At 41.9% G+C, this 25666-nt stretch carries 26 protein-coding genes; 13 read left to right on the top strand and 13 right to left on the bottom strand.

Annotated elements, in window-relative coordinates:
• Positions 1–3: 3 nt before the first annotated feature.
• From nrdR to pgpA, 6 genes are all read left to right on the top strand, one after another.
• Positions 4–453: a transcriptional regulator NrdR gene (nrdR, locus tag M1F25_RS03605; RefSeq protein WP_004914623.1), complete on the top strand. Its 450-nt coding sequence runs from the start codon at positions 4–6 to the stop codon at positions 451–453.
• 5 nt (positions 454–458) lie between these two features.
• A complete protein-coding gene (gene ribD / locus M1F25_RS03610; RefSeq protein ID WP_094961951.1) occupies positions 459–1574 on the top strand; it encodes a bifunctional diaminohydroxyphosphoribosylaminopyrimidine deaminase/5-amino-6-(5-phosphoribosylamino)uracil reductase RibD in 1116 nt (371 codons plus the stop codon).
• Between the two features lie 90 nt (positions 1575–1664).
• On the top strand, positions 1665–2138 hold the full coding sequence (ribE, locus tag M1F25_RS03615) for a 6,7-dimethyl-8-ribityllumazine synthase (protein WP_004905531.1): 474 nt from the start codon (positions 1665–1667) through the stop codon (positions 2136–2138).
• 103 nt (positions 2139–2241) lie between these two features.
• Positions 2242–2658 carry a transcription antitermination factor NusB gene (gene nusB / locus M1F25_RS03620; RefSeq protein WP_036958557.1) on the top strand — a complete coding sequence of 139 codons (417 nt, stop codon included), beginning with the start codon at positions 2242–2244 and terminating at the stop codon, positions 2656–2658.
• A 243-nt stretch (positions 2659–2901) separates the two neighbouring features.
• A complete protein-coding gene (gene thiL, locus M1F25_RS03625; RefSeq protein ID WP_004905525.1) occupies positions 2902–3885 on the top strand; it encodes a thiamine-phosphate kinase in 984 nt (327 codons plus the stop codon).
• A 1-nt stretch (position 3886) separates the two neighbouring features.
• Positions 3887–4405, top strand: a complete 519-nt coding sequence (pgpA, locus tag M1F25_RS03630) for a phosphatidylglycerophosphatase A (protein WP_094961952.1) — start codon at positions 3887–3889, stop codon at positions 4403–4405.
• Positions 4406–4738: 333 nt separating this feature from the next.
• On the opposite strand, the gene M1F25_RS03635 is transcribed toward pgpA, so the two are convergent.
• From M1F25_RS03635 to fixA, 5 genes are all read right to left on the bottom strand, one after another.
• Positions 4739–6064, bottom strand: coding sequence for an MFS transporter (locus M1F25_RS03635; RefSeq protein WP_004905520.1), 1326 nt, complete (start codon positions 6062–6064; stop codon positions 4739–4741).
• Between the two features lie 77 nt (positions 6065–6141).
• A complete protein-coding gene (gene fixX, locus M1F25_RS03640; RefSeq protein ID WP_004905518.1) occupies positions 6142–6429 on the bottom strand; it encodes a ferredoxin-like protein FixX in 288 nt (95 codons plus the stop codon).
• Positions 6426–7712 carry an FAD-dependent oxidoreductase FixC gene (fixC, locus tag M1F25_RS03645; RefSeq protein ID WP_112307837.1) on the bottom strand — a complete coding sequence of 429 codons (1287 nt, stop codon included), beginning with the start codon at positions 7710–7712 and terminating at the stop codon, positions 6426–6428. Before fixC ends, fixX begins: the two co-directional genes overlap by 4 nt.
• A 54-nt stretch (positions 7713–7766) precedes the next feature.
• Positions 7767–8708 (bottom strand): FAD-binding protein, encoded by a 942-nt coding sequence (locus M1F25_RS03650; protein ID WP_004905511.1) that lies wholly within the window; start codon positions 8706–8708, stop codon positions 7767–7769.
• Between the two features lie 11 nt (positions 8709–8719).
• Positions 8720–9490, bottom strand: coding sequence for a putative electron transfer flavoprotein FixA (gene fixA, locus M1F25_RS03655; protein ID WP_004905507.1), 771 nt, complete (start codon positions 9488–9490; stop codon positions 8720–8722).
• 533 nt (positions 9491–10023) lie between these two features.
• Between fixA and caiT the strand changes: the two genes are divergently transcribed.
• From caiT to caiE, 6 genes are all read left to right on the top strand, one after another.
• On the top strand, positions 10024–11541 hold the full coding sequence (gene caiT / locus M1F25_RS03660) for an L-carnitine/gamma-butyrobetaine antiporter (RefSeq protein WP_004905502.1): 1518 nt from the start codon (positions 10024–10026) through the stop codon (positions 11539–11541).
• Between the two features lie 34 nt (positions 11542–11575).
• Complete coding sequence (caiA, locus tag M1F25_RS03665; RefSeq protein WP_181489309.1) at positions 11576–12718, top strand: crotonobetainyl-CoA dehydrogenase; 1143 nt, start codon at positions 11576–11578, stop codon at positions 12716–12718.
• Between the two features lie 63 nt (positions 12719–12781).
• Entirely contained in the window at positions 12782–14002 is a 1221-nt protein-coding gene (caiB, locus tag M1F25_RS03670; RefSeq protein WP_094961956.1) for an L-carnitine CoA-transferase, read from the top strand.
• Positions 14003–14073: 71 nt separating this feature from the next.
• Positions 14074–15633 carry a crotonobetaine/carnitine-CoA ligase gene (gene caiC / locus M1F25_RS03675; protein WP_140172104.1) on the top strand — a complete coding sequence of 520 codons (1560 nt, stop codon included), beginning with the start codon at positions 14074–14076 and terminating at the stop codon, positions 15631–15633.
• 88 nt (positions 15634–15721) lie between these two features.
• The gene (caiD, locus tag M1F25_RS03680; RefSeq protein WP_094961958.1) at positions 15722–16507 is read left to right on the top strand and encodes a crotonobetainyl-CoA hydratase; all 786 of its coding nucleotides are present in this window, start codon (positions 15722–15724) and stop codon (positions 16505–16507) included.
• A gap of 22 nt (positions 16508–16529) precedes the next feature.
• Entirely contained in the window at positions 16530–17123 is a 594-nt protein-coding gene (gene caiE / locus M1F25_RS03685; protein WP_181489311.1) for a carnitine operon protein CaiE, read from the top strand.
• A gap of 78 nt (positions 17124–17201) precedes the next feature.
• Here the strand turns inward: caiE and caiF are convergent, their stop codons facing one another.
• The 4 genes from caiF to xseB all read right to left on the bottom strand — a co-directional run bounded on the left by caiF (position 17202) and on the right by xseB (position 21474).
• On the bottom strand, positions 17202–17594 hold the full coding sequence (gene caiF, locus M1F25_RS03690) for a carnitine metabolism transcriptional regulator CaiF (protein ID WP_004905481.1): 393 nt from the start codon (positions 17592–17594) through the stop codon (positions 17202–17204).
• Between the two features lie 593 nt (positions 17595–18187).
• A complete protein-coding gene (gene dxs / locus M1F25_RS03695) occupies positions 18188–20053 on the bottom strand; it encodes a 1-deoxy-D-xylulose-5-phosphate synthase (RefSeq protein ID WP_181489313.1) in 1866 nt (621 codons plus the stop codon).
• Positions 20054–20301: 248 nt separating this feature from the next.
• Complete coding sequence (ispA, locus tag M1F25_RS03700; protein WP_004905476.1) at positions 20302–21219, bottom strand: (2E,6E)-farnesyl diphosphate synthase; 918 nt, start codon at positions 21217–21219, stop codon at positions 20302–20304.
• A 3-nt stretch (positions 21220–21222) separates the two neighbouring features.
• A complete protein-coding gene (gene xseB, locus M1F25_RS03705; RefSeq protein ID WP_004914571.1) occupies positions 21223–21474 on the bottom strand; it encodes an exodeoxyribonuclease VII small subunit in 252 nt (83 codons plus the stop codon).
• Between the two features lie 219 nt (positions 21475–21693).
• On the opposite strand from xseB, the gene thiI reads away from it, so the two are divergent.
• Positions 21694–23145 carry a tRNA uracil 4-sulfurtransferase ThiI gene (thiI, locus tag M1F25_RS03710; RefSeq protein WP_004905472.1) on the top strand — a complete coding sequence of 484 codons (1452 nt, stop codon included), beginning with the start codon at positions 21694–21696 and terminating at the stop codon, positions 23143–23145.
• Between the two features lie 70 nt (positions 23146–23215).
• Here thiI and M1F25_RS03715 read toward each other — a convergent pair whose 3' ends face one another.
• The 4 genes from M1F25_RS03715 to panE form a co-directional block, all read right to left on the bottom strand.
• Positions 23216–23359: a Hok/Gef family protein gene (locus M1F25_RS03715; RefSeq protein WP_004905468.1), complete on the bottom strand. Its 144-nt coding sequence runs from the start codon at positions 23357–23359 to the stop codon at positions 23216–23218.
• 384 nt (positions 23360–23743) lie between these two features.
• On the bottom strand, positions 23744–23965 hold the full coding sequence (locus tag M1F25_RS22440) for a Hok/Gef family protein (RefSeq protein WP_405127811.1): 222 nt from the start codon (positions 23963–23965) through the stop codon (positions 23744–23746).
• 178 nt (positions 23966–24143) lie between these two features.
• Entirely contained in the window at positions 24144–24737 is a 594-nt protein-coding gene (yajL, locus tag M1F25_RS03725) for a protein deglycase YajL (RefSeq protein ID WP_181489315.1), read from the bottom strand.
• Entirely contained in the window at positions 24697–25611 is a 915-nt protein-coding gene (panE, locus tag M1F25_RS03730) for a 2-dehydropantoate 2-reductase (RefSeq protein ID WP_094962138.1), read from the bottom strand. Before panE ends, yajL begins: the two co-directional genes overlap by 41 nt.
• Positions 25612–25666 lie beyond the last annotated feature (55 nt).

Raw genomic sequence — 25666 nt, forward strand, 5'->3', positions numbered from 1 at the left:
GCTATGCACTGCCCATTCTGCTCAGCTGTAGATACGAAAGTTATTGACTCGCGTCTGGTCGGTGAAGGGTCCCAAGTCCGTAGACGCCGCCAATGCTTACTGTGCCATGAACGCTTCACAACCTTTGAAGTGGCTGAACTTGTCATGCCTAGAGTCATTAAAAGCGACGATATTCGTGAGCCTTTTGATGAAGAAAAGCTTAATCGTGGTATGCAAAAGGCATTAGAAAAACGGCCTGTAAGTTCTGATGATATTGAACAAGCTATTATTTCTATTAAATCCCAGCTTAGGGCTACCGGGGAGCGCGAAGTTCCGTCGAAATTAATTGGCAGTTTGGTCATGGATGAGCTGAAAAAGCTCGATAAAGTTGCCTATATCCGTTTTGCTTCTGTTTATCGCAGCTTTGAAGATGTGCGTGAATTTGGCGAAGAAATCGCTAAATTACAGGATTAACGCCAATGATTGAACAAGACAACATGTATATGGCTCGTGCTTTTGAGTTGGCACGAAAAGGGTGTTTTACCACATCACCTAATCCAAATGTCGGGTGTGTGATTGTGCGTGATGGTATTATTGTCGGTGAAGGGTATCATCAAAAAGCGGGGGAACCCCACGCTGAAGTCCATGCACTAAGAATGGCAGGAGATAAAGCGCAAGGGGCAACGGCTTATGTCACCCTTGAGCCTTGCAGTCATCATGGTCGTACCCCACCTTGTGCAGAGGCGCTGATCAAAGCGGGTGTAAGCCGCGTTGTTGCTGCCATGCAAGACCCAAACCCTCAAGTTGCGGGCCGTGGCCTGTATATGTTGTCGCAAGCAGGGATTGAAACGCGCAGTAATGTTTTATTAAACGATGCTGAAGCGGCAAACCGCGGCTTTTTAAAACGTATGCGTACCGGGTTTCCTTATATCCAGTTGAAACTTGCCGCTTCACTCGATGGCAAAACCGCCCTTGAATCAGGGGAAAGTAAATGGATTACCAGCTCGGCAGCTCGCAAAGATGTACAAGCTCTTCGAGCCGAGGCTAGCGCTATCTTAAGTACGAGCAGCACGGTTGTTGCTGATGACCCTTCTTTAACGGTACGTTGGAACGAGCTCCCATCAGACATCCAACAAGTTTATCCAGAAAACCAAGTGCGCCAGCCCATTCGTATTGTGTTGGATAACCACAATCGTGTGACTTCTGGCCATAAAGTCACTCAATTAGATGGTGAATGCTGGTTAGTGCGTTCAAACCCAGATGAAAATGCAGTATGGCAAGGGCAAGTTGAGCAACTCGCTGTTCCTGCTGATGAAAACGGCACCGATCTCGTTATTTTGATGATGCAATTGGCTAAACGTAATGTGAATAGCATTTGGGTTGAAGCAGGGGCAAAACTTGCAGGCTCATTGCTTAAGTTAGGTTTAGTGGATGAGCTGATTGTCTATATTGCGCCTAAATTATTAGGAAATAGCGCTCGAGGTCTGGTGGACTTCCCACCGCTTAATGCCCTTATTGATGCGCCAAAATTTGAATTTACAGAAGTGAAGCAAGTCGGGCCAGACCTACGCGTCAGGCTTCGTCCCGTATGGTAAGTGGTTTTTTTGAAAATCATACGTACGATACACGAAAGAATGTGATAAAATCCGCGCCCCGCGGGTTATAATTAATATTAGAGGAAGGCTATGAACGTAATTAAAGGTGTTGTTGCTGCTCCACAAGCGCGTGTTGCTATCGCTATCGCTCGTTTTAACAACTTTATTAATGATAGTCTGCTGGAAGGTGCTGTTGATGCGTTAGAGCGCATTGGTCAGGTTTCAAATGACAACATCACCATTGTGTGGGTTCCAGGCGCTTATGAGCTACCGTTGACCACAAAAGCATTAGTTGAAACTAATAAATATGATGCAGTAATTGCATTAGGTACCGTTATTCGTGGTGGTACAGCTCACTTTGAATATGTTGCAGGTGAATGTAGTTCCGGCCTATCTCATGTCGCGATGAACAGTGAAGTGCCAGTGACTTTTGGTGTGTTAACCACTGAAAATATCGAACAAGCCATTGAACGTGCGGGTACTAAAGCAGGTAATAAAGGTGCTGAAGCTGCACTGACAGCACTTGAAATGATTAATGTAATTAAGGCCATCAAAGGCAAATAATACACAATTAGCTCTATGTTGCCGTTTTTTCGCCACAATGGTGTAGATAACGCAATGCAACAAGTGTTTTTTGTGTACAGTTTTTAAATTTAAGGGGAATCTTGTGAAACCTGCTGCTCGTCGCCGCGCTCGTGAGTGTGCTGTACAGGCCATTTATTCATGGCAATTATCTGGCAATCCAATTGCTGAAGTGGAATATGAGTTTATTGCTGAACAGGACATGTCAGACGTTGACGTAAACTATTTTCGTGAACTGTTATCAGGTGTTGCGACCAACGCGACAAAACTTGATCAACTGATGGCGCCTTATTTATCTCGTCAGCTTGAAGAGTTAGGGCAGGTAGAAAAAGCGATTTTACGTGTCTCTATGTTTGAATTAAGTTTCCGTGAAGACGTACCTTATAAAGTTGCAATCAACGAAGGTATTGAATTAGCGAAAGTTTTTGGCGCAGAAGATAGCCATAAATTTGTTAACGGTGTATTAGACAAAGCGGCACCTGCAGTTCGTCGTAAAAAATAATAATATCAGGGTTCCCTCCTGTAGCACTACGGTAATAAATAGGTAGGCTGGGTTCCAGTCTACCTTTGTGTTTATATGCTCGCGATATTTCAATGACAGGTGAGCGAAGAATAATTGTAGCCAATTAGATACGCTGTTTAGGTTAGCAATTGTGTGCTATTTACCTATTATTGAATTATTAGGGTGTAAATTATTTGCTTCGTCTCAAACGAAAATAGATATAGCGAAAACGGAAAATCTACCATGTCATATGGCGAATTTGACCTCATCGCGCGTTATTTTAACCGTCAAACCACTAACCGACGTGATGTTAATATCGGTATTGGCGATGATTGTGCGTTGATGACCATTCCAGAAAAACAGCAACTTGCAGTAAGTACTGACACTCTCGTTTCTGGTATCCATTTCCTACCTACCATTTCACCGGCTGATCTTGCTTATAAATCATTAGCATCTAATTTAAGTGACCTTGCAGCGATGGGCGCAGACCCTGCATGGGTTTCCTTAGCCATTACATTGCCTTGTGTTGATTGCGATTGGTTGCAATCTTTCAGTGATAGCTTGTTTGAACAGCTTAATTATTATGGAATGCAATTGATTGGTGGTGACACAACTCGTGGGCCAATGAGTTTAACGTATACGGTTCATGGTTTAGTACCAAATGGTAAGGCGATGTCTCGCGCAGGAGCGCGTAATGGCGATTGGATTTATGTCACTGGTACTCTCGGTGATAGCGCGGCAGGCTTAGCTATTTTGCAAGACAAACTGAATGTTGAAAATGTAGAGCATCAAGAATGGCTAATTGCGCGCCATTTACGTCCGCAGCCACGGATTTTACAAGGCCAAGCGTTGAGAAACCTGGCTTCTTCTGCAATTGATATTTCGGATGGTTTAGTTTCCGATCTTAACCATATCTTGAAAGCGAGTGGTTGTGGTGCACGGATTAATTTAGATGCATTGCCTCAATCAGAAGCGTTGAAACAAAGTTGTAGTATTGAGCAAGGGCGTTTATGGTCTTTGAGTGGTGGTGAAGATTACGAACTCTGTTTTACTGTTCCTGAAATTAATCGTGGAGCGTTAGAGATGGCATTAGCGCATACGGGGTCAGGCTTTACGTGTATCGGGCAAATTAAGCCGCAGTCTGAAGGAATTAGCTACTTTTGCAATAACCAAGAAGTTGATGTAAACCTAAAAGGTTTCGATCATTTTGTTTCGGAAGGTGCATAGAATGGCAAGTCGCCAAGAAAAAGCGGAAGCAAAAAAACGGCTAACTATGCGTAATCCTTGGCACTTATTGGCTACGGGGTTTGGTAGTGGCCTTTCTCCTATTGTGCCTGGCACAATGGGCTCTCTTGCTGCGATACCTTTCTGGTTATTAATGGCAAACATGCCAATTTGGAGTGTGTGGGTACTCATTATCGTGGGTTTTTGGATTGGTTGCCTAATTTGCCAACGCACTTCCGACGATATGAAAATTCATGACCATGGCAGTATTGTTTGGGATGAATTTATTGGGATGTGGATTACGCTAATGGCGATCCCAGTTGTTGATTATGAGTGGGTCATTACCGCCTTCTTTATTTTCCGCATTTACGACATGTGGAAGCCATGGCCAATACGGTTTTTTGACCGAAAAGTCAGCGGCGGTTTTGGTATTATGATTGACGATATCATTGCGGCGATTTTTGCTTATGTCACTATTTGGTTGTTGGTTTGGTATGACATTATGCCATTCTCAACCAACTAAATACGCGTCATATTTTGCGTTGTGGCGTTGTTGGCTGCGTTCGGTTACCCGAATCACATACTTGTGTATGCTCATCGGGATAACCTCGATTGCCGCCTAGCCACAACCCAAACTATTTAGCGTATAAATACGCGTCATATTTCAAATTGTAGGGGTGTTGGCTTCGCTTATTCGCTCTAGTCACATACTTGTGTATGCTCCTAGGGTCTTATTCGCTTGCCGCCTACCTACAATCTGAACTATTTAGCGTATAAATACGTGTATATTTGATGTGATTGCATATCGTGGTGACTTCTTTTACTTCTTTTACTTCTTTTACTTCTTTTACTTCTTTTACTTCTTTTTGCGCCGAATACCCATCACGGAGGTTTGTGCTAGGGTTAATCCTTTGGTTTCTGGTGCAAATAGGATAGAAACAATTAGCCCGAGCAAAGAAACACCTGCCCCCATTAACACCACTGAACTGACCCCATATTTAGTGATAAACAGTGGTAATGCCCACGTTGAAAAAATGGTTCCAATACGGCTGATGGACATAATTACCCCAACGGCAGAGGCACGAATATCTGTTGGAAACAGTTCATTAGGGTAGAGCCATTGTAAAATACCCGGCCCGCCGGAGAAGAAAGCGTAAATGCCAAACATAATAATCACAAGGCAAATACCGAGGTTTGAGAATAGCCCAAGTATGGCAAGTGCAAGGGTCATAATCGCAAAGCTACCAATCAATAGTGGCCGCCGGCCCATTTTATTTAACCAATACATCGCGGGTAAACAGCCTAACATAAAGAATAAGCTAATAACCACGTTACCCAGTGCGGCATTTTTCCCCTGATCCCAGCCCAATTGCCCAACAATTTGTGGGCCAAAGGTGTAAATTGCAAACATCGGGATCACTTGGCAGGTCCAAATAATGGCAGTGAATAGAACAAAAGAAAAATGGCGCTTAGTGAATAATTGGATGAAATGTGTTTTTTGTTGTTCTTCGGCTTCGAATACCACAGGCTGACCAAACAGCTTTTCCATCATTTTTTCGCATTCTTTAACGCGCCCTTTGCGGATCAGCCAAAGAGGTGATTCAGGTAAATCAAAACGACCAATCAAAATGATAATACAAGGGATCACTGAGCTACCAAGCATCCAGCGCCAGCCATCTTCCACGTCATACAACATATAACCGACGAGATTGGCACAGGTTGCACCCACATACCACATAGCCGCAATAAACCCGACAGCAAATGCGCGCTGTTTAGTATTGGAAAACTCAGTGATCATTGACGTTGCAATTGGGTAGTCCGCACCTATTACTATCCCGATTAAGAACCGCATGATAAGCAGCTCCATCGGTGTTGAGACAAACATGGTCGCCACTGAAATAGCACCAATGGCAACAATATCAATTAAAAACATTTTACGACGACCGACTTGGTCGCAAATATAGCCGAATAGAGAAGTACCGATGAATAGGCCCGCTAATGTTGCAGCGCCTAATAAGCCAATCCATTCACTACTTAAGCTTAATACGGGTGTGAGTTGTTCTAAGGCAACGCCGATCAGGACTAATACATAACCATCCAGAAAAGGCCCTCCACTGCCCCAAAGCATAATCCGCCGATGAACGGAGGAAAATTGGATATCATCAAAACTTTTTGGTTTCATTATGCATCCCAGTGTCAGCGTAAATAAACGCTTGAAAACTCTCGAAGTTATTAGCTCCGAGAGTTATGCTAAATAAATCAGCCGTAACGAAATTCAATACCGAAAGTGCCGCGTGGGTATTCCCATTTTTCTAATGCACTACCTAAGCCAAGAATGCGGCAGGTTCCACATTCAAGACAACCGGCATAATCGAAACGTACTGAGCCGTCCTCTTGTTTTTTATATAATCCCGCTGGGCAAGCTTTAGTTAATGTTTCGAGCACATTCATATCTGGATGCTCTTTTATCACAATATGCGGGTTTTCTTCATCGACATTAAATTTATTAATGCCGAGTTTGACATCAACGTTGACTGGATTACTCATATTGCTCTGACTCCTTTAATTCCATCTTTGAGCAAATTCATAAAGCCCACTTTCTTCGCGTGTTGTAACATGGTCTTACGTAAAGGCACAGGCGCTTCATCTGAGATAGTGAAGAGTTTTTTGGCAATACCAACTGCCATTTCTGGGTAAGCAGAAAACATGCGAGGGTTATCCAAAAACTCAGGCATTTTTTGGTACATTTTCATGTCCCGCAGTGGGCCTTCGTTGAGCAGTGTGAGGTATTGATTTAAATTTTGTTTGCTGAAATCGTCGGTTTTCATTGCGCTAAGTACGGCTTTTGCTGCCGCTTCACCGGAGGCAACAGCTAAGTCCATACCACGAATAGTAAAACCTAAATTCATACACATACCAGCCGCATCACCAGCAATTAATACCCCATCACGTACTAATTCTGACTGCATTTTTAAACCTGCTTCAGGAACAACGTGAGCGGCATATTCGACCATTTTTCCGCCTTCAATCAACGGTGCAACGGCGGGGTGCTGTTTAAAGTCTTCAAGCATTTGCGGAACAGATTTCTTAGCGTCTTTGATGTGGTGTAAGCCACAGACTAAACCTAAAGAAATAGTATCTTCATTGGTATAAAGGAAGCCTCCGCCCATCAAGCCATCGGTCGGTGAGCCTGCAAATAGCCAAGCAACGCCCTCGTTCTCATTTAAATTAAAGCGGTTGCACAACACATCTTTTGGTAGTTCAATTAATTCTTTAACCCCAACGGCAACATGTTCTGCATTGACGCGTTTTGTCATACCAAGTTGTTCTGCCAATAGTGAATTGACACCATCTGCTAAAATGACCACTTTAGCTTCAAGTACATCACCATCAGCCTCCACACCGACGACCTTGCCATCGCGTTCAACTAACTTATCAACTCGAATACCTGTAATACACTGCGCACCGGCATTTTCGGCTTGTTCAACCAGCCATGGGTCCAGTTTTCCCCTTAGTACAGACCAAGAGGTTTCATCTGGGTTTTGTGCTGCAGAATTTTGAAAATCAACAGTGACAGCACCGGTTTCGGTCATAAATGACAATTTTTCGCGTGTGATCATGCGCTCAATGGGCGCTTCTTGGGTAAAGCCAGGAATAATTCGTTCTAAGCTATGGGCATACATTCGCCCACCTGTTACGTTTTTACCGCCCGCGTAGTTTCCTCTTTCGATTAGGAGAACTTGCGCACCTTCACGGGCAAGCACCAATGCAGCTACAGAGCCGGCTAGGCCTGCACCTACAATGATTGCATCAAAAATATCATCGGACATAGTTTCTCCAAAGGTCACTAAAACAGTGAGGAAAATGCCTCACTGTTATTGAGTTTATTTCGCCAGTTGTTGCGTTAAAGCAGGTAAGATTTTGAACAGATCGCCTACTATCCCGTAGTCAGCAAATTGGAAAATAGGGGCATTTTTATCTTTGTTGATAGCGACGATAGTTTGTGCGCCATTCGCACCGACCATATGTTGAATTTGCCCTGAAATGCCGACAGCGAGGTAAAGCTCTGGTTTGAGCATTAAGTTGGAAATACCCACATAGCGCTCATGTTCCATCCATTTTTCATTTTCTGCGACTGGGCGGGAACAAGCGATTTCAGCACCTATTGTGTCGGCAAGCGTTTTAGCAATAGCGATGTTTTCTTGACTACCAATACCCCGTCCTACACTGACAACTAAGCGTGCTTTATCTAATTCAACTGAGCTACCTGCTTTTTTCTGAATCGAGGTACGTACAATAGATTGTTTTGGTTCGACCCATTGTGTAGCTTGAGCCGTGCCGTTACGTGATGCATCACTTGGGGCTGCTTCAAATGTACCAGAGGTAAGTGTTGCAATTGAAAATGCGCTATCTAGAGTCTCTTGACCGAAGGCGAGACCACCGTAAACCATATGTTTAATTGCAGGTTTTCCAGATTCGATTGTAACTGCTGTTGCATCGTTAGAGACGACTGCTTGTAGTCTAGCCCCTAAGCGTGCTGCTAGTAATTTACCTCTACGGGTATTCGGTAACAGTAATAAACCTTTATCACCATGCTGTTTGATGGTTGAAACGATAGTATCTGCATAATCTTCAATAATACGGTCGTCGGGTTTACCTGCTAATTGAAAAACTTGGGTCGCACCAAGTTGAAAAGCTTGTGAGCTTTGCGCTTCATCTAGGGCGAAAACATTGACTTGCTCACCAAGGGTGAGAGCACCGCCGATAAGTTCAGGCAAACGGGAAGTCATGTCACTAAATACCCAAACGGTTGATAATTTGCTCATAACTCCTCCGATTAAATGATTTTTCTTAAATGTTCTGCAAATTGCGCAATTTGATCATCTCCATCACCTTCAATAATGATCCGCTGGCGAACTTTCTGTTTTGGTGCGGCGATAGATTGAGACGATAATGCGGCAACGTTATCTAAGCCAATATCTGCCATCGTCCAAGCTTGGACGGGTTTTTTAGCGGCACCTAAGATGGCTTTCATGGATGGAATAACGGGAACGTTAATATCGGAGGTAACAGCGATAATGGCTGGTAATGGAAGGGATAACGTTTCAATTTCGTCTTCCAGTTCACGCTCTACAATCACCGTATCGGCTGTGATAGAAACAATGTTTTTCACACCATTAATGGCAGGAACTTGCAGGGTTTCACCTAATAAAATACTCACTTGTTGTGCATTGAGATCTGCGGAACCATCACCGCAAATAATTAAATCAAAGCCCACTTTCTGTGCCGCGGCACCAAGGGTAATCGCAGTTTGATGGGGCAGTGCATGCTCAAGTTGGTCATCAATAACAACAACCAGCTCATCTGGGCCACGTGATAGCACATCTTTACGCGCTTTCATATTAGTTAGTGCTTTACCACCAATACTTAACGCAATTACTTTGCTGTCTGCTTGCTGCGCTTTTATTTGGTTGGCAGTTTCAATTGCATTTAAATCATATTGACTGATTTTGGTATCGGCACGTGAAAAATCTAAAGAACCATCTGAGCTATTTACAATAATATCTTGTTCATCAGGAACAGATTTATAGCATGTAATAATATTCATTACATCTCCTAAAATAATATTAATAAATATGATCCGTTTCGGTTTCGGATTATATAATTATCATGATCTGGATATTTAAAAATAAAACCTAAGTCACCAATATTGAAAACCTTAAATTAAAGGGAGTTTAATTACTCATACTGATACCCTACTCACCAATATTATAAAAATCACCTAGTTATCAATGAAATGTTCAATATTGCTACCTGAATCACCAATACTGAAGGTATTTAATAACATTAACGTTACACAATATTTTATCTCTATGTATTTATTGGTATTTAGAGTTATTTTAAATAGAAAAAACAATAACAATTATTTATCACGAATAATATTGTGACCTTAATAACAGAATTGTTAATGGGGACTAGACATGATTTAGATAGAATTTGAATTAATACTTAATTAGGTTTCTCGGGATTTAATAATAAATATAAGTTTTAAATAAATGTAAGTATGAGGTTATGTATTAGGTGTTGAGAATAATATCTATTTTAAAACTTATGTATTAAATAATAAATTGGGATCGAACTATGAGCAAAGAAAATAAAAAAGGTGGGATAGAACCGAAGGTTTTTTTTCCACCGTTGATCATTGTTGGACTATTGTGTTGGTTAACTGTCCGTGACCTTGATGCTTCAAATGAAGTTATCAACCAAGTTTTCAGCTATGTCACCAATGTGTGGGGCTGGGCATTTGAGTGGTATATGGTCGTGATGTTTGGTGGCTGGTTTTGGTTGATTTTAGGACCATATGCTAAGAAACGCCTAGGAGAAGAGAAGCCTGAGTTTAGCCGAGCAAGCTGGATTTTTATGATGTTCGCATCTTGTACTTCGGCCGCCGTGCTGTTTTGGGGTTCGATTGAAATCTATTATTACGTTTCTGCACCGCCTTTTGGCTTTGAACCTTATTCAAATGAGGCCAAAAATATTGGGCTCGCATACAGCCTGTTTCACTGGGGACCACTTCCATGGGCGACCTATAGCTTCTTATCTGTCGCATTCGGTTATTTCTTCTTTGTTCGCAAAATGGATGTTATTCGTCCAAGTAGTACGCTAGTTCCTCTGGTAGGGGAAAAACGGGTAAACGGGTGGTTTGGTACGCTTGTTGATAACTTCTATCTCGTTGCGTTGATATTAGCAATGGGAACTAGTCTAGGATTAGCAACACCGTTAGTTACTGAATGTATTCAATATTTATTTGGTATTCCTCATACCTTACAACTTGATGCCATCATCATTTTCTGTTGGATCATCCTAAATGCAATTTGTGTGGCTTTCGGCCTGCAAAAAGGGGTGAAAATTGCGAGTGACGTCCGTAGCTACCTGAGTTTCTTGATGTTGGGATGGGTATTTATTGTTGGTGGCGCTAGCTTCATTGTGAACTATTTCACTGATTCTATCGGTGTCCTAATGATGTATATGCCTCGCATGCTGTTTTATACCGATGCGGTAGGTAAAAGTGGCTTCCCACAAGGCTGGACAGTGTTTTACTGGGCATGGTGGGTTATCTATGCCATTCAAATGTGTATCTTCCTCGCACGTATTTCTAAAGGCCGTACCGTCCGTGAGTTGTGTATCGGGATGGTGGCAGGCTTAACGGCGGGAACAACGTTAATTTGGACTATTTTAGGGAGTAACACACTCCAACTTGTTGACCAAAATATTATTAATGTTCCCAAACTAATTGAAGAATTCGGCGTTGCGCGCGCCATCATTGAAACATGGGCTGCCTTACCTTTGAGCACTGTAACAATTTGGGGCTTCTTCATCCTCTGCTTTATCGCCACTGTGACACTCATTAATGCCTGTTCCTACACCCTCGCTATGTCGACTTGTCGCGCAGTGAAAGATGGTGATGAGCCGCCATTGTTAGTGCGCATCGGTTGGTCTGTCTTAGTCGGTGTTATTGGCATTGTTTTGCTGGCGTTAGGCGGATTAAAACCTATTCAAACAGCGATAATTGCCGGAGGATGCCCACTTTTTTTCGTCAACATCATGGTAACGCTCTCCTTTATTAAAGATGCCAAAGTGCATTGGAAAAATGACTAATTTACTCAGAAACAACATTTAAGAGGTTATTGATATGGATTTTAGATTGAATGATGAGCAGGAGCTGTTTGTCGCAGGGATCCGTGAACTGATGGCCAGTGAAAACTGGGAAAGCTATTTCGCTGAATGTGACCGCGACAGTAAGTATCCTGAACGCTTTGTAAAAGCCTTAGCGGATATGGAAATCGATAACCTGCTGATCCCAGAAGAACATGGCGGCTTAGATGCAGGGTTTATCACCGTTGCTGCGGTATGGATGGAGCTGGGTCGCCTGGGAGCACCAACTTATGTGCTGTACCAACTACCGGGCGGTTTTAATACAGTGCTAAGAGAAGGAACTCAAGAGCAGATTGATAAAATCATGGCGTTCCGCGGTACGGGTAAACAAATGTGGAACTCGGCGATCACTGAACCGGGGGCTGGCTCTGACGTAGGTAGCCTACAAACCACTTACCAACGCCGTAATGGCAAAGTGTATTTGAACGGTAGTAAATGTTTTATCACCAGTAGTGCTTACACCCCATACATTGTGGTGATGAGCCGTGATGCGGATTCACCAGACAAACCTGTTTTCACCGAATGGTTCTTAGATATGAGCAAATCAGGAATCAAGGTGAACAAACTTGAAAAACTGGGTTTACGCATGGATAGCTGTTGTGAAATCACTTTTGATAATGTCGAACTTGATGAAAAGGACATGTTTGGCCGCGAAGGTAATGGTTTTAACCGTGTAAAAGAAGAGTTCGACCATGAACGTTTCTTAGTGGCCTTAACTAACTATGGTACTGCGATGTGTGCGTTCGAAGATGCGGCTCGTTATGCTAACCAGCGTGTTCAATTTGGTGAAGCCATTGGCCGTTTTCAGTTAATTCAAGAAAAATTTGCACATATGGCGATCAAGCTCAATTCAATGCGCAACATGTTATATGAAACTGCATGGAAGAGTGACAATGGATTGATCACCGCTGGAGATGCAGCAATGTGTAAATACTTCTGTGCAAATGCGGCATTTGAAGTCGTGGACTCTGCGATGCAAGTACTCGGTGGTGTAGGAATTGCAGGTGAGCACCGGATCGCCCGTTTCTGGCGTGATCTGCGTGTGGATCGCGTATCAGGCGGTTCAGATGAAATGCAAATACTGACATTAGGCCGTAGCGTACTAAAACAATACCGCTAATAACTGAACGTAATGGGATGGCTTTCACGAGAGGGCCAACCCTGCTTCACAGGAGATAACAACATGGCAGAGCATCTACCTATGCCAGAATTTGGCCCTCTAGCTGGGGTTAGAGTAGTATTTTCAGGAATTGAAATTGCTGGCCCATTTGCAGGGCAAATGTTTGCAGAATGGGGCGCTGAAGTGATCTGGATAGAAAATGTCGCTTGGGCAGACACTATTCGCGTTCAACCCAACTACCCTCAGCTGTCACGACGTAATTTACGTGCATTATCATTGAATATTTTTAAGGATGAAGGGCGTGACGCATTTTTGAAACTGATGGAAACCACGGATATCTTCATTGAAGCGAGTAAAGGCCCCGCATTTGCTCGCCGTGGTATCACGGATGAAGTACTTTGGGAACATAACCCTAAACTAGTTATTGCACACTTATCCGGTTTTGGGCAGTACGGTGACCCACAATATACCAACCTCGCAGCTTATAACACCATCGCTCAAGCTTTCAGCGGCTATCTGATCCAAAACGGTGATAAAGACCAGCCAATGCCTGCTTTCCCGTATACCGCAGATTATTTTTCTGGCATGACCGCCACAACAGCGGCTCTCGCGGCACTGTATAAAGCGCGTGAAACCGGAAAAGGTGAAAGTATTGACGTTGCCATGTATGAAGTGATGTTGCGTATGGGTCAATACTTCATGATGGACTACTTTAATGGCGGCGAAATCTGCCCACGCATGACAAAAGGGAAAGACCCCTATTACGCAGGTTGTGGTCTTTATAGCTGTAAAGATGGTTATATCGTGATGGAAATTGTCGGTATCACGCAAATTCAGGAAATTTTCAAAGATATTGGGTTGGCGCATCTGTTAGGCACACCAGAAATACCGGAAGGCACACAGCTAATTCACCGTGTTGAATGTCCTTATGGGCCTTTAGTGGAAGAAAAACTCGATGAATGGCTTGGCTCTCGTTCGATTGATGAAGTGTTAGCAAGACTCGCGGAATTGAATATTGCTAGCGCCAAAGTCCTTACGATTCCTGAGCTAGAAACCAATCCTCAATACATTGCGCGCGAATCTATTACCAGTTGGCAAACAATGGAAGGAAAAACCTGCCGTGGTCCTAATGTCATGCCTAAATTCAAAAATAACCCCGGACAAATCTGGCGAGGCATGCCATCACACGGTATGGACACGACAGATATCTTAAAAAATATTGGATACAGCGAAACTGATATTCGGGGGTTAGTCGATAAAGGGCTAGCCAAAATAGTTGATTAATTGAATGGGTACTCAGGGCAATGATGACTATTGCGCTGAGTATTCATCAGGGAAATGATGGGTAACAATTAATGGATGTAATCGGTAAACAAAATTTGCGTCAAATGTGGGATGACTTAGCAGTCACCCACGGTAACAGTCAGGCGCTTATCTTTGAATCCTGCGATGGAAAGGTTAGCAAGTTCAGCTATTTAGAAATGAACCAGCAAATTAATCGCACCGCCAATCTCTTTTTAGCTTATGGCATTCAAAAAGGCGATAAAGTGGCTTTACATTTAGATAATTGCCCTGAATTTTTCTTTTGCTGGTTTGGCTTGGCTAAAATTGGGGCGATTATGGTCCCAATTAATGCGCGTTATAAATACAGTGAAAGTGCCTGGATCATGCAGAACTGCCAACCCAAAATGGTGGTAACTTGCTCCTCTTTCTTAGATATTTATCAACAAGTATTCGCTGATGAAGCGACCAGCTTAGAACATATTTTTTTGATTACAGAAACGCAAATTGAACCCGTAGAGCATATTTCTGACTTTTGGCTTGAGCAGTCACAACAACATACGCAGTTGACTCAGGTGGTTGAATTGCATGTCGAGGATACGGCCGAAATTTTATTTACTTCTGGTACCACCTCGAAACCTAAAGGGGTGATTATTACTCACTATAACCTCCGCTTTGCGGGTTATTACTCTTCTTGGCAAAACAGCTTGCGCTCCGATGATATTTATTTAACGGTCATGCCTGCTTTTCATATTGATTGCCAATGTACGGCTTCTATGGCTGCATTTTCTGCCGGTGCTACGTTTGTTTTATTAGAGAAATACAGCGCACGCCGTTTTTGGCAACAAGTGGTGAAATACAAAGCGACTGTCGTCGAACTCATCCCAATGATGATCCGCACATTATTAAGCCAGCCGCTGGCGGATAACGAAAAAGATCATTGTTTACGAGAAGCCATGTTTTACCTCAATTTAAGTGAAGAAGAACGCGACCAGTTTATGGCCCGTTTTGGGGTGAAGCGGTTTTTAACTTCGTATGGAATGACGGAGACGATAGTTGGTTTGATTGGTGATAGGCCTGGCGATATGCGTCGTTGGCCATCCATTGGCCGCCCTGGTTTTTGTTATCAAGCTCAAATTCGGGATAGAAATAACCAACCTGTCGGAACAGGGGTTATTGGTGAGCTTTGTGTAAAAGGTGAACGTGGTAAAACCCTCTTTAAAGAGTATTACAACAGCCCTGAAGCGACAGCAAAAACCTTTGACGAAGCGGGATGGATGCATACGGGTGACTTTGCTTACCAAGACAAAGACGGCTTTTTCTATTTTGTCGATAGAAGCAGCAATATGATCAAACGCGGTGGAGAAAATGTCTCTTGCAGTGAAATCGAAAATATTATCGCCTCACATCCTGCCATAGTCGATGTTGCGGTGATTGGTATTGTGGATGATATCCGAGATGAAGCGATTAAAGCCTTTATTGTGCTTGAAGAAGGGGAAACCTTAACTCAGGAAGAATTTTTTGCTTTTTGTGAAAAACAAATGGCGAAATTTAAGGTGCCAACGTGTGTTGAGGTACGTAAAGATTTACCGCGTAACTGTTCTGGAAAAGTATTGAAAAAATATCTGCAATAATCGACAAACTTGATTAATTTTGCATACGTTTTCGGGTTGCACATGTGCAACCTGAAGCGTCACTGCACGACGAAGAAAGGATTATATTATGAGCGAATCATTAAAAATCACTCGAAATGGCGCTATTTTAGAAATCATACTCGATAGACCTAAAGCAAATGCAATAGATGCAAAAACTAGTTTCAAAATGGGAGAAGTTTTCCTTAATTTTCGCGATGACCCTTCTCTGCGTGTCGCCATTATTACCGGGGCAGGAGAGAGATTTTTCTCTGCGGGTTGGGATTTAAAATCTGCGGCGGAAGGTGAAGCACCTGATGCTGATTTTGGTCCAGGAGGCTTTGCCGGTTTGACTGAAATTTTTAATTTAAACAAACCTGTTATTGCTGCGGTGAATGGATATGCGTTTGGCGGTGGTTTTGAACTGGCTTTAGCGGCAGATATGATTATTTGTTCTGAAAATGCCAGTTTCGCATTACCTGAAGCCCAACTCGGGATTGTTCCGGATAGCGGTGGTGTTTTACGTTTACCTAAAATTTTACCTGCGCCAATCGTGAATGAAATGGTGATGACCGGCAGACGAATGGATGCGCAGGAAGCATTACGTTGGGGAATTGCTAACGATGTGGTTCCTATTGAGAGCCTGATGGATAAAGCCCGTGAACTTGCAGAACAAATCACCCAAAGTGCGCCACTTGCTGTCGCTGCACTGAAAGAAATTTTCCGCGCTACAGGTGAACTTACAGTTGAAGAGGGGTATAAACTTATGCGTAGCGGCGTGCTGAAAAACTACCCTGCGGTTTTACACTCAGAAGATGCAACAGAAGGCCCGCTGGCGTTTTCCGAAAAACGTTCACCGAGTTGGAAAGGGCGCTAGTACACTAGCAGTGAGGTGAATCTTGAGTTTTTACGCTTTTGAAGGGGTGATCCCAGTTGTTCATCCCACCGCATATGTACATCCATCAGCGGTAGTGATTGGTGATGTGATTATCGGTGAAGGAGTGTTTGTCGGGCCTAACGCCTCTTTGCGTGGGGACTATGGTCGTTTGATCATAGAAAAAGGTGCGAATATTCAGGACTGTTGCATTATGCATGGCTATAGTGATGTTGAAACGATTGTCCATGAGTGCGGACACATAGGTCACGGTGCTATTTTGCACGGATGTATTATTGGTCATGATGCTTTAGTCGGTATGAATAGTGTGATCATGGACGGTGCTGTCATCGGCGAACAAAGCATTGTTGCTGCGATGAGTTTTGTTAAAGCTGGGTTTCAAGGAGAATACCGTCAGATGTTAGTCGGAAGTCCAGCCCGTTTTTTACGCTTAGTGACTGATGAAGAACTGCATTGGAAGCAGTTAAATACTAAGGAATATCAAGACTTAGCGTGCCGGTATCAGCAACACTTACAGGAAACCCAGCCACTAATAGAGCTTGAAGCTAATCGACCCCAATTATTTGGTACAACGGATGTAAAACCTAAGGGGCAATGATTCACAAAAAGGCCGTAAAATAAAAAACGCAGATAGTGAAGTCTGCGTTTTTTATTGATGTGAAGCTAAGAAATAGGTTTAACGACGTTGTGCTTTTGATAGCATCCATTGCCATTTTTGCTCTCGATTTAATTCACTTGGTGGCATAGAGGCTGCTTTTATAGGAGAATCGATAGTGACTTTTTCAGCTTGATGACTTCTTAAACGTGCATAAAGCTGGTTATCAATTTTCTTAACTTTAATAAGCCGCTGGCATTGGCAGCCTCGTCCCGATAATTTATTTGGGATCATTTTTACTTCACACTGAATTTCAGCAACATCAGATAAAATATAAGAAACAATATTGACTGCATTAGGATGCGGGATATCAAAGTTGTTAGATATCTCTCTAGCTGTAGTCCAGCGCCCTTGTTTCATTACCCAGTTTGCAATAGATAAATACAAGGGTTCATTAATATATTGTCCACACATAAGCGCTCCCAAATCTATTTATTAAAATCGACTAAATAAAAATAAACTATATGAAAATTGTAGTTGGAATAGCGTTTATTTGTTTCCTGGTTTGTTAATTAAGAAAACAAAATAATTACTTATTAATTTCTGGTTAAAATTGTTAAAATAATATATTCGTTATAAAAATAAATTATCATTTCTTACATATAAAAAATAATATTTCATAATAATATGTGACGAATATAATTCAGAGACTAAATTACGCTGTCATACAGTGACAAAGTTCATATTAATAGATTTTAAAATAATTTGCATGCCTTTATTGTGAAAATTTACATTCAAGATAAAAGCTTTGTTTGTATTCTTATTTCAGGTAAATAGCTGAATATCTTTGTAGATAAACTGATTATATTTGGTTTTATATTTTATTTTAATGATCTTGAAATATAATAAAAATGTGACATAGGTGATTTTTTTAAATGAACATTAGTGAGTCAGTAATAATAGGGAGCTAAACACTTTTTTAGCGTATTAAGAAAAGGAATAAGAGTGATTGGCTTTGTGATTGAATAGGGCATTGTATTGTTAATGCAATGCCCTGAAGATAAAAACTATTTGGCTAAATAGTTATTAATAGAATTAACAATACCTGTGGAATCTAAGCCCAATTCAGCAATAAGTTCCTCTTGGGTACCCTGAGAAATAAAATAGTCAGGTAAACCAAGGTTTAAGATTGGAATGATTTTTTTCTCATGCATTAGGAACTCATTCACACCGCTACCAGCACCACCCATGATGGCATTTTCTTCGAGAGTGACAAGTACATCATGGGTATTGGCCATTTCAAGGACCAGAGCTTCGTCTAAAGGCTTCACAAAACGCATATCTACAACAGTTGCATTGAGTTGTTCAGCAGCAACTAATGCGTGGCTTAATAATGTGCCAAAACATAAGATAGCGACTTTTTCGCCTTGGCGACGAACAATACCTTTACCAATAGGCAGTGGCGATAACGGCTGTAATTCAGCGCCTGTTCCTGTACCTCGAGGGTAACGAACCGCACATGGGCCATCTTGGTAATGGTAGCCAGTATGCAGCATTTGGCGGCACTCATTTTCATCACTTGGAGCCATAATAACCATGGTTGGTATACAGCGCAGGAATGAAATATCAAAAGAACCTTGGTGAGTTTGTCCATCAGCCCCAACAATGCCTGCCCGGTCAATTGCAAACATGACAGGTATCTTTTGGATAGCCACATCATGAATGACTTGATCATAACCGCGTTGCAAGAAAGTGGAATAGATAGCAACAATAGGCTTATAGCCACCAATGGCGAGGCCTGCCGCAAAGGTGACAGCATGTTGCTCCGCGATCGCGACATCGAAGTATTGCTCTGGGAATTCTTTAGAAAACCGAACCATACCAGACCCTTCACGCATCGCAGGGGTGATAGCCATCAGCTTGCTATCGTCTTTGGCCTCTTCACACAGCCAATCCCCAAAGATTTTAGAGAATGTTGGCCCCGTCTCTTTGCTTTTAGGTAAAGTGAAGGTACTTGGGTCAAATTTAGGAACAGCATGCCAGCTAATAGGGTCTTTTTCTGCTGGCTCATAACCCCGACCTTTCTTGGTCATGATATGTAAAAATTGCGGGCCTTTTAAATCACGCATATTTTTTAACGTTTGAACTAAGGCAACAACATCATGGCCGTCAACAGGGCCAATATAGTTAAAACCTAATTCTTCAAACATGGTCCCCGGTACGACCATGCCTTTAATGTGTTCTTCTGTCTTTTTCAGTAGCTCTTTAATAGGCGGCATGTTAGAAAAAACTTTTTTTCCACCTTCACGCAATGTTGTGTAGAGCTTTCCAGAAAGCAAGTGAGCTAAGTGGTTGTTTAGTGCGCCAACATTTTCTGAAATAGACATTTCGTTATCATTTAAGATAACCAACATGTCAGGTGCAGCATCCCCAGCATGGTTCATCGCCTCAAATGCCATTCCTGCGGTAATGGCGCCATCACCAATCACACAAACCGTTTTACGGTTTTGTTTTTCTTTTTCTGCGGCAATGGCCATGCCTAAACCGGCACTAATGGATGTTGAGGAATGGCCAACGCTTAAAATGTCATATTCACTTTCTTCACGCCATGGAAAGGGATGTAAACCATTTTTTTGACGAATGGTATCAATACGGTCACGGCGCCCAGTTAATATTTTATGTGGGTAGGCTTGGTGGCCGACATCCCACACAAGGTTATCAAACGGTGTTTTATAGACATAATGTAGTGCGACGGTGAGCTCAACAGCGCCAAGACCAGAAGCAAAGTGACCGCTAGAGCGACCCACGCTACTCAGTAAAAATTGTCTGAGTTCATCACAAAGCTTGGGCAAACTCTCTTTAGGCAACAGACGAAGCTCATCTGGTGTCTCTGCCAAGGCTAGCGTTGGATATTTAGCGATATCAATACTCATTAGTTGCTCACTTATAATTAATAAAAAACCCAACTTACTTAGCCATAACAAAATGACTATTTTCAGTATTTAGCGGCATAAAGCCTCTATGTGCTGTTGGGTTGCCTTCGTTTATCGTGCCTATAACTCGAGTGATTAAGAAGTCATCCATCTATTTTGTTGTGTTATAGGAATGATTCGAAGATACATTAGGGTAATAAATTGCCGTAATTATCGATCTTCTTGTAGCCAAAAGGCAAAGCATATTGTCAGCTTTTACGTTCAATAATGAAATTAGCTAAAGCGCTTAACATTTCTATATTATATCCATGGGACTGGAGTGTCTCTAAAGCATCTATTGCATCATGATATAGCTCACGTGCTTTTTTCTGCGCCGCTTCAAGCCCTAATAGCGATGGATAGGTACTTTTTTCATGTTCGGCATCAGTTCCTTGGCGTTTACCCGTGACTTCACTATCACCGATAACATCTAGAATATCGTCCTGTACTTGAAAGGCAAGACCGATGGATTGTGCATATTTATCTAAAACAGGTAACAATTGTTGACCTTTTTCACCTGCCGCAAAAGCACCAAGACGGATTGCAGCACGAATCAATGCCCCTGTTTTATGTTGATGAATGCGCTCGAGAGATTCAAGGTCAACTTGCTTCCCTTCTGCATCTAAATCAAGTGCTTGTCCGCCACACATACCTGCTAAGCCACTTGCGTATGATAACTCTGCAATCATCGCTATGCGGTCTTTGTCTGTTACATCTGGCATTGGTGCAGATGACAGCAATTGGAAAGCCAATGTTTGCAATGCATCTCCAGCAAGCACCGCATTGCCTTCACCGTATTTAATATGGCAAGTCGGTTGGCCACGACGTAAATCATCATCATCCATTGCAGGTAAATCATCATGGATTAATGAATAAGCATGAATACATTCGACTGCAGCAGCAGGGGCATCAAGGTTTTCTTGGCTAACACCAAACATCGAGCCGATGGCATAAGTTAAAAATGGACGTAAGCGTTTTCCACCTAATAATGTGCCATAGCGCATAGCTTGCGCTAGAGGGAGGTTTGCAAACGGCAGCGCATTTAAGGCATCTAATAGGTATTGATTGACTCTGTCGTAAGCTTGCTTTTGTTGCTGCGTAAAGCTATCTAAATGTTGTTCAGACATAATTTATTCTGTATCAGGTGAAAAATCGGCTAGAGGTTTATTTTCGTCATCGCTTAGCAAAATTTGTACACGTTGCTCTGCTTGCTGTAATACTTTTTGACCTTGTTTAGCAATTTGAACACCACGTTCAAACTCATTAAGGGCATCTTCTAAGGGAAGTTCACCGGATTCTAGGCGAGCGACGATCTGTTCTAGCTCTTGAAGTGAGTTTTCAAAACTAACAGTCGGAACTTGCTGAGTTTTTTCTTTAGCCATAGTCTTTAGCCACTAATGTGAAATCAGTTAATTCGAGGGATTTTAAATATTCAGCAGACTAACGCAGTCTTGCTACGGTTACAATTTATTATTGGGGTTTTTAGATTCAACCCGCAAGATAGTGTTATAATACGCCTCTTTATTGACAATTGGTAACGTGTCTGTGTCTCTGTTAAGGCACATTCGTTTGCCACCAACCACCATGAACATGCAGCTATTATGAAGTTTATCATTAAGTTATTCCCAGAAATTACCATTAAAAGCCAAACTGTTAGGCTACGTTTCATTAAAATTTTGACCAGTAATATCCGTAACGTGCTTAAACCACTTGGCGAAGAGATTTCGGTTGTCCGTAATTGGGATAACATTGAAGTGCGTGTGAAGGGGGAAACAAAACACGATGAAATTTGTGACATGCTAGGGCGTATCCCAGGTATTCACCATATTCTCGAAGTGGAAGAAAAACCGTTTACTAGTCTGCATCATATTTACGAAATGACACACGAAGCCTATGGCGAGTCATTAGAAAATAAAACATTCTGTGTGCGGGTGAAACGTCGTGGTAAACATGAGTTTTCATCCATCGATGCTGAACGCTATATCGGTGGTGGGTTAAACCAGCACATTGCATCTGCAAAAGTTAAGCTTAAAGACCCTGACACCACGATTCACTTAGAAATCGAAGATGATAAACTTATCTTAGTTAAAGCACGTATTGAAGGCATTGGTGGTTTCCCTATAGGGACCCAAGAGGATGTGTTGTCACTCATTTCCGGTGGTTTTGATTCAGGTGTCTCGAGCTATATGCTGATGCGTCGTGGCTGTCGTGTTCACTATTGCTTCTTTAATTTAGGCGGAGCTGCACATGAAATTGGTGTGAAGCAAATCGCACATTATTTGTGGAACCGTTTTGGTAGCTCCCATAAAGTCCGTTTTATTGCTGTAAATTTTGAGCCAGTTGTGGCTGAAATTTTAGAAAAAGTGGATGATGGCCAAATGGGCGTTGTGCTCAAACGTATGATGGTAAGAGCGGCATCTAAAGTTGCTGAGCGTTATGGCGTGCAGGCGATTGTCACAGGTGAAGCGTTAGGGCAGGTATCAAGCCAGACTTTAACAAACTTGCGTTTAATTGATAATGCTTCTGATACTCTCGTATTAAGGCCGCTAATTTCCCATGATAAAGAACATATTATTAAGTTAGCTCGCCAAATTGGTACTGAAGATTTCGCAAAAACCATGCCTGAATATTGTGGTGTAATCTCAAAAAGCCCAACAGTTAAAGCGGTGAAAGCGCGGATTGAAGCGGAAGAGGCCAATTTTGATTTTAGTATTTTAGAGTCTGTTGTTGAACAAGCGCAAAATATAGATATTCGACAAATTGCACAAGAAAGCCTTGAAAAAGTCCCTGAAATTGAAATGGTGAGTGAGCTTTCAATTGAAAATGAAGTGATTTTAGATATTCGTTCAATTGATGAATTCGAAGACAAACCACTGAATGTAGATGGAATGGAAATTAAGCACATTCCATTCTATAAGTTGAGTACGCAATTTGGTGACTTACCAAAAGATAAAACCTATTTATTATATTGTGACCGTGGGGTAATGAGCCGCTTGCAAGCGCTATACCTAAAAGAACAAGGTTATGAAAATATAAAGGTTTATCGCCCATAACTTAAAACAGGGTGCTTGTATCACCAACTCACGATCAGAGAGAAATGTGGGGGAAATTTCCCCCACAAGACTAGTTATCGCAGGATAACGTAGCTTGAACCAGCGTGTTTCCGCTGCTGATACTGAAAGAGCACAGTCTTTCTTGCATCAATAACGAAAAACACAATACCGTCAGACACACGGTAACTAGCCCCAGAAGGGCAATTTTGGCCATTCCTCTTGACTCCTTTTCTAAAAGGAGACAGAATCCAATTGTGTGAGTTGGAGACTGCCTCGGATTAAGATTAACATCTAAATTCGGGGCTTTCGTCTTTTTGGCTCTCACAAATGCTTGAACCAAATGATCCAAGCACCCGCGGCAATCATAGCAAAAAATCACTCTAAACAAATGTTTTTATCGTTCATTATTGAAAATAAAATATTTAAATTCAGTTGGTTATAATGTTTTTGATATCATTGATATTAATATAATTACTGATGCAACCGAAATAGAAATGATAAAGTGAGCTGAATAAAAATAAGTAGAGAATAAAAACAGGGTGCTTGTATCATCAACTCACAATCAGAGAGAAATGTGGGGGAAATTTCCCCCACAAGACTAGTTATCGCAGGATAACGTAGCTTGAACCAGCGTGTTTCCGCTGCTGATATTAAAAGAGCATAGCCTTTCTTGCATCAATAACGAAAAACACAATACCGTCAGACACACGGTAACTAGCCCCAGAAGGGCAATTTTGGCCATTCCTCTTGACTCCTTTTCTAAAAGGAGACAGAATCCAATTGTTGAGAGTTGGAGACTGCCTCGGATTAAGATTAACATCTAAATTCGGGGCTTTCGTCTTTTTGGCTCTCACAAATGCTTGAACCAAAATGATCCAAGCACCCGCGGCAATCATAGCAAAAAAGTACTCTAAACACAGATTTTTTTGCTATTTAATTTTTATTATTCAACGAGTTAAGTTGTATTTCTAATTCGTTTTTTATAATGAGTTTTATATTTAATCTTCTAAATAATCGTTAATACCATTAGGTAAAACGAGTTGAGCGGTAACTTGGGCCGCAGTCTTTCGGCCTACCAATAATTCAATTAACTTTAATGCAAAGTCAAAAGAAGTGGCGGGCCCTTGGCTAGTTAATAGATTGACACGTTCATCAAAGTAAACTCGGCGATCGACCCATTTATGAGCTGGGATTTTATCTTTCATTGATGGAAAACAGGTCATATTACCTAGTGGAAACAATTGGTGATATTCAAGTACAAGCGCTGGTGCTGCACAAATAGCTGCTACGATTTTACCATCAAGATGCATACGGCGAACTTTTTCAACCACCAATGGGCTATTGCGGAACGTTTCTGCTCCCGCCATACCACCAGGCAGCACAATGGCATCAAAAGGTTCATCAGCGACTTTAATCAACGGAGTATCGGCAATAATTTTTAGGCCTCGTGAGGCTGTAATGGTTAAAGAGCCATCTTCAGTCACACTCGCTAAGGTCACATCGATACCTGCTCTAACTAATAAATCAGCAGTAATAGTAAATTCAATTTCTTCACTCCCATGAGCGATGCAAACTAGAGCGGAAGTCGTCATATTGTTGTTCTCTATTTTTGACTAAGTGATAAAGGCGATCGTTTTCAGGTGTACTGATCCCATGAGCTCGTGCTTGTTTGATTAAAAAGCCAGTGATGTAATCAATCTCTGTACGGCGATTATTTCGCATATCTTGTAACATAGAGGAATAGTTATCAGCGGTATTATTGATAATGCCGTAAATATACTCAGTCAGTTCTGCTTTATCCGTATGCAGCCCTTCTGCCGCCATAACATGACATATTTCATCAATGATCCGAGATATCTGTGTGGAATGTTGGATTAATTCACCATTTTTACAGTCATGTTCGACGGTAAGGGGGTTAATGACACAGTTTACAATCAATTTACGCCAGCAAGTGGTTAAAATATTATTATGCCAAGCCACATCAGGTAAGGCTTCATGCAAGATATCTGCTATTGGGTAGTAAGCTTGTGCTTGGGAATTGATAGCGCCGATATGTGTGATACCATTTGCGACATGAAATACTTGGTTATTTTCTTGCCAAGCTGCATGGGTTGTGACGCCCGCTAAGATAGGATGACGTAAAGGCGCCAGCTCTTCAATCGTCCCCATGCCATTATGCAGTAATAGAATAGGCGTATTTTCTGGGATAGTATTAATCAAAGGTAATAAAGCGTCAGAAACTTGCCATGCTTTTAAACAAACAATGATCAACTCACTGGTTTGCAATTGGTTAATATTATTACAAGGAATCAGCTCTCGGAAACTACGCCCATCAGGTTCATTAACATCGACGAATAAATCAGACTGTGCAACACGTAGCCAACCTTGTATGTCATGCCCTTGTATTGCAAGTGAAGCAAGCCACAGTTTACCTATCGCACCACAACCAATTAGAGTTATTTTCATTGTTTCCCCTTTGAAAATGGGACTTTAACGTCTTATAAGGTAAGGCGGAAGTGAT

It is taken from the genome of Providencia sp. PROV109, from assembly GCF_033681625.1.
GTDB lineage: Bacteria > Pseudomonadota > Gammaproteobacteria > Enterobacterales > Enterobacteriaceae > Providencia > Providencia hangzhouensis.

Excerpts from the sequence above, each read along its gene's own strand:
- caiD (WP_094961958.1), top strand. The coding sequence starts at position 15,722 with ATGAGCGAATCATTAAAAATCACTCGAAATGGCGCTATTTTAGAAATC.
- dxs (WP_181489313.1), bottom strand. The coding sequence starts at position 20,053 with ATGAGTATTGATATCGCTAAATATCCAACGCTAGCCTTGGCAGAGACA.
- caiT (WP_004905502.1), top strand. The coding sequence starts at position 10,024 with ATGAGCAAAGAAAATAAAAAAGGTGGGATAGAACCGAAGGTTTTTTTT.
- thiL (WP_004905525.1), top strand. The coding sequence starts at position 2,902 with ATGTCATATGGCGAATTTGACCTCATCGCGCGTTATTTTAACCGTCAA.
- caiB (WP_094961956.1), top strand. The coding sequence starts at position 12,782 with ATGGCAGAGCATCTACCTATGCCAGAATTTGGCCCTCTAGCTGGGGTT.
- panE (WP_094962138.1), bottom strand. The coding sequence starts at position 25,611 with ATGAAAATAACTCTAATTGGTTGTGGTGCGATAGGTAAACTGTGGCTT.
- fixA (WP_004905507.1), bottom strand. The coding sequence starts at position 9,490 with ATGAATATTATTACATGCTATAAATCTGTTCCTGATGAACAAGATATT.
- caiC (WP_140172104.1), top strand. The coding sequence starts at position 14,074 with ATGGATGTAATCGGTAAACAAAATTTGCGTCAAATGTGGGATGACTTA.
- M1F25_RS03715 (WP_004905468.1), bottom strand. The coding sequence starts at position 23,359 with ATGGCCAAAATTGCCCTTCTGGGGCTAGTTACCGTGTGTCTGACGGTA.
- ispA (WP_004905476.1), bottom strand. The coding sequence starts at position 21,219 with ATGTCTGAACAACATTTAGATAGCTTTACGCAGCAACAAAAGCAAGCT.
- caiA (WP_181489309.1), top strand. The coding sequence starts at position 11,576 with ATGGATTTTAGATTGAATGATGAGCAGGAGCTGTTTGTCGCAGGGATC.
- ribD (WP_094961951.1), top strand. The coding sequence starts at position 459 with ATGATTGAACAAGACAACATGTATATGGCTCGTGCTTTTGAGTTGGCA.
- M1F25_RS03650 (WP_004905511.1), bottom strand. The coding sequence starts at position 8,708 with ATGAGCAAATTATCAACCGTTTGGGTATTTAGTGACATGACTTCCCGT.
- M1F25_RS22440 (WP_405127811.1), bottom strand. The coding sequence starts at position 23,965 with ATGTTAATCTTAATCCGAGGCAGTCTCCAACTCTCAACAATTGGATTC.
- fixC (WP_112307837.1), bottom strand. The coding sequence starts at position 7,712 with ATGTCCGATGATATTTTTGATGCAATCATTGTAGGTGCAGGCCTAGCC.
- caiF (WP_004905481.1), bottom strand. The coding sequence starts at position 17,594 with ATGTGTGGACAATATATTAATGAACCCTTGTATTTATCTATTGCAAAC.
- thiI (WP_004905472.1), top strand. The coding sequence starts at position 21,694 with ATGAAGTTTATCATTAAGTTATTCCCAGAAATTACCATTAAAAGCCAA.
- xseB (WP_004914571.1), bottom strand. The coding sequence starts at position 21,474 with ATGGCTAAAGAAAAAACTCAGCAAGTTCCGACTGTTAGTTTTGAAAAC.
- pgpA (WP_094961952.1), top strand. The coding sequence starts at position 3,887 with ATGGCAAGTCGCCAAGAAAAAGCGGAAGCAAAAAAACGGCTAACTATG.
- yajL (WP_181489315.1), bottom strand. The coding sequence starts at position 24,737 with ATGACGACTTCCGCTCTAGTTTGCATCGCTCATGGGAGTGAAGAAATT.
- ribE (WP_004905531.1), top strand. The coding sequence starts at position 1,665 with ATGAACGTAATTAAAGGTGTTGTTGCTGCTCCACAAGCGCGTGTTGCT.
- fixX (WP_004905518.1), bottom strand. The coding sequence starts at position 6,429 with ATGAGTAATCCAGTCAACGTTGATGTCAAACTCGGCATTAATAAATTT.
- nrdR (WP_004914623.1), top strand. The coding sequence starts at position 4 with ATGCACTGCCCATTCTGCTCAGCTGTAGATACGAAAGTTATTGACTCG.
- M1F25_RS03635 (WP_004905520.1), bottom strand. The coding sequence starts at position 6,064 with ATGAAACCAAAAAGTTTTGATGATATCCAATTTTCCTCCGTTCATCGG.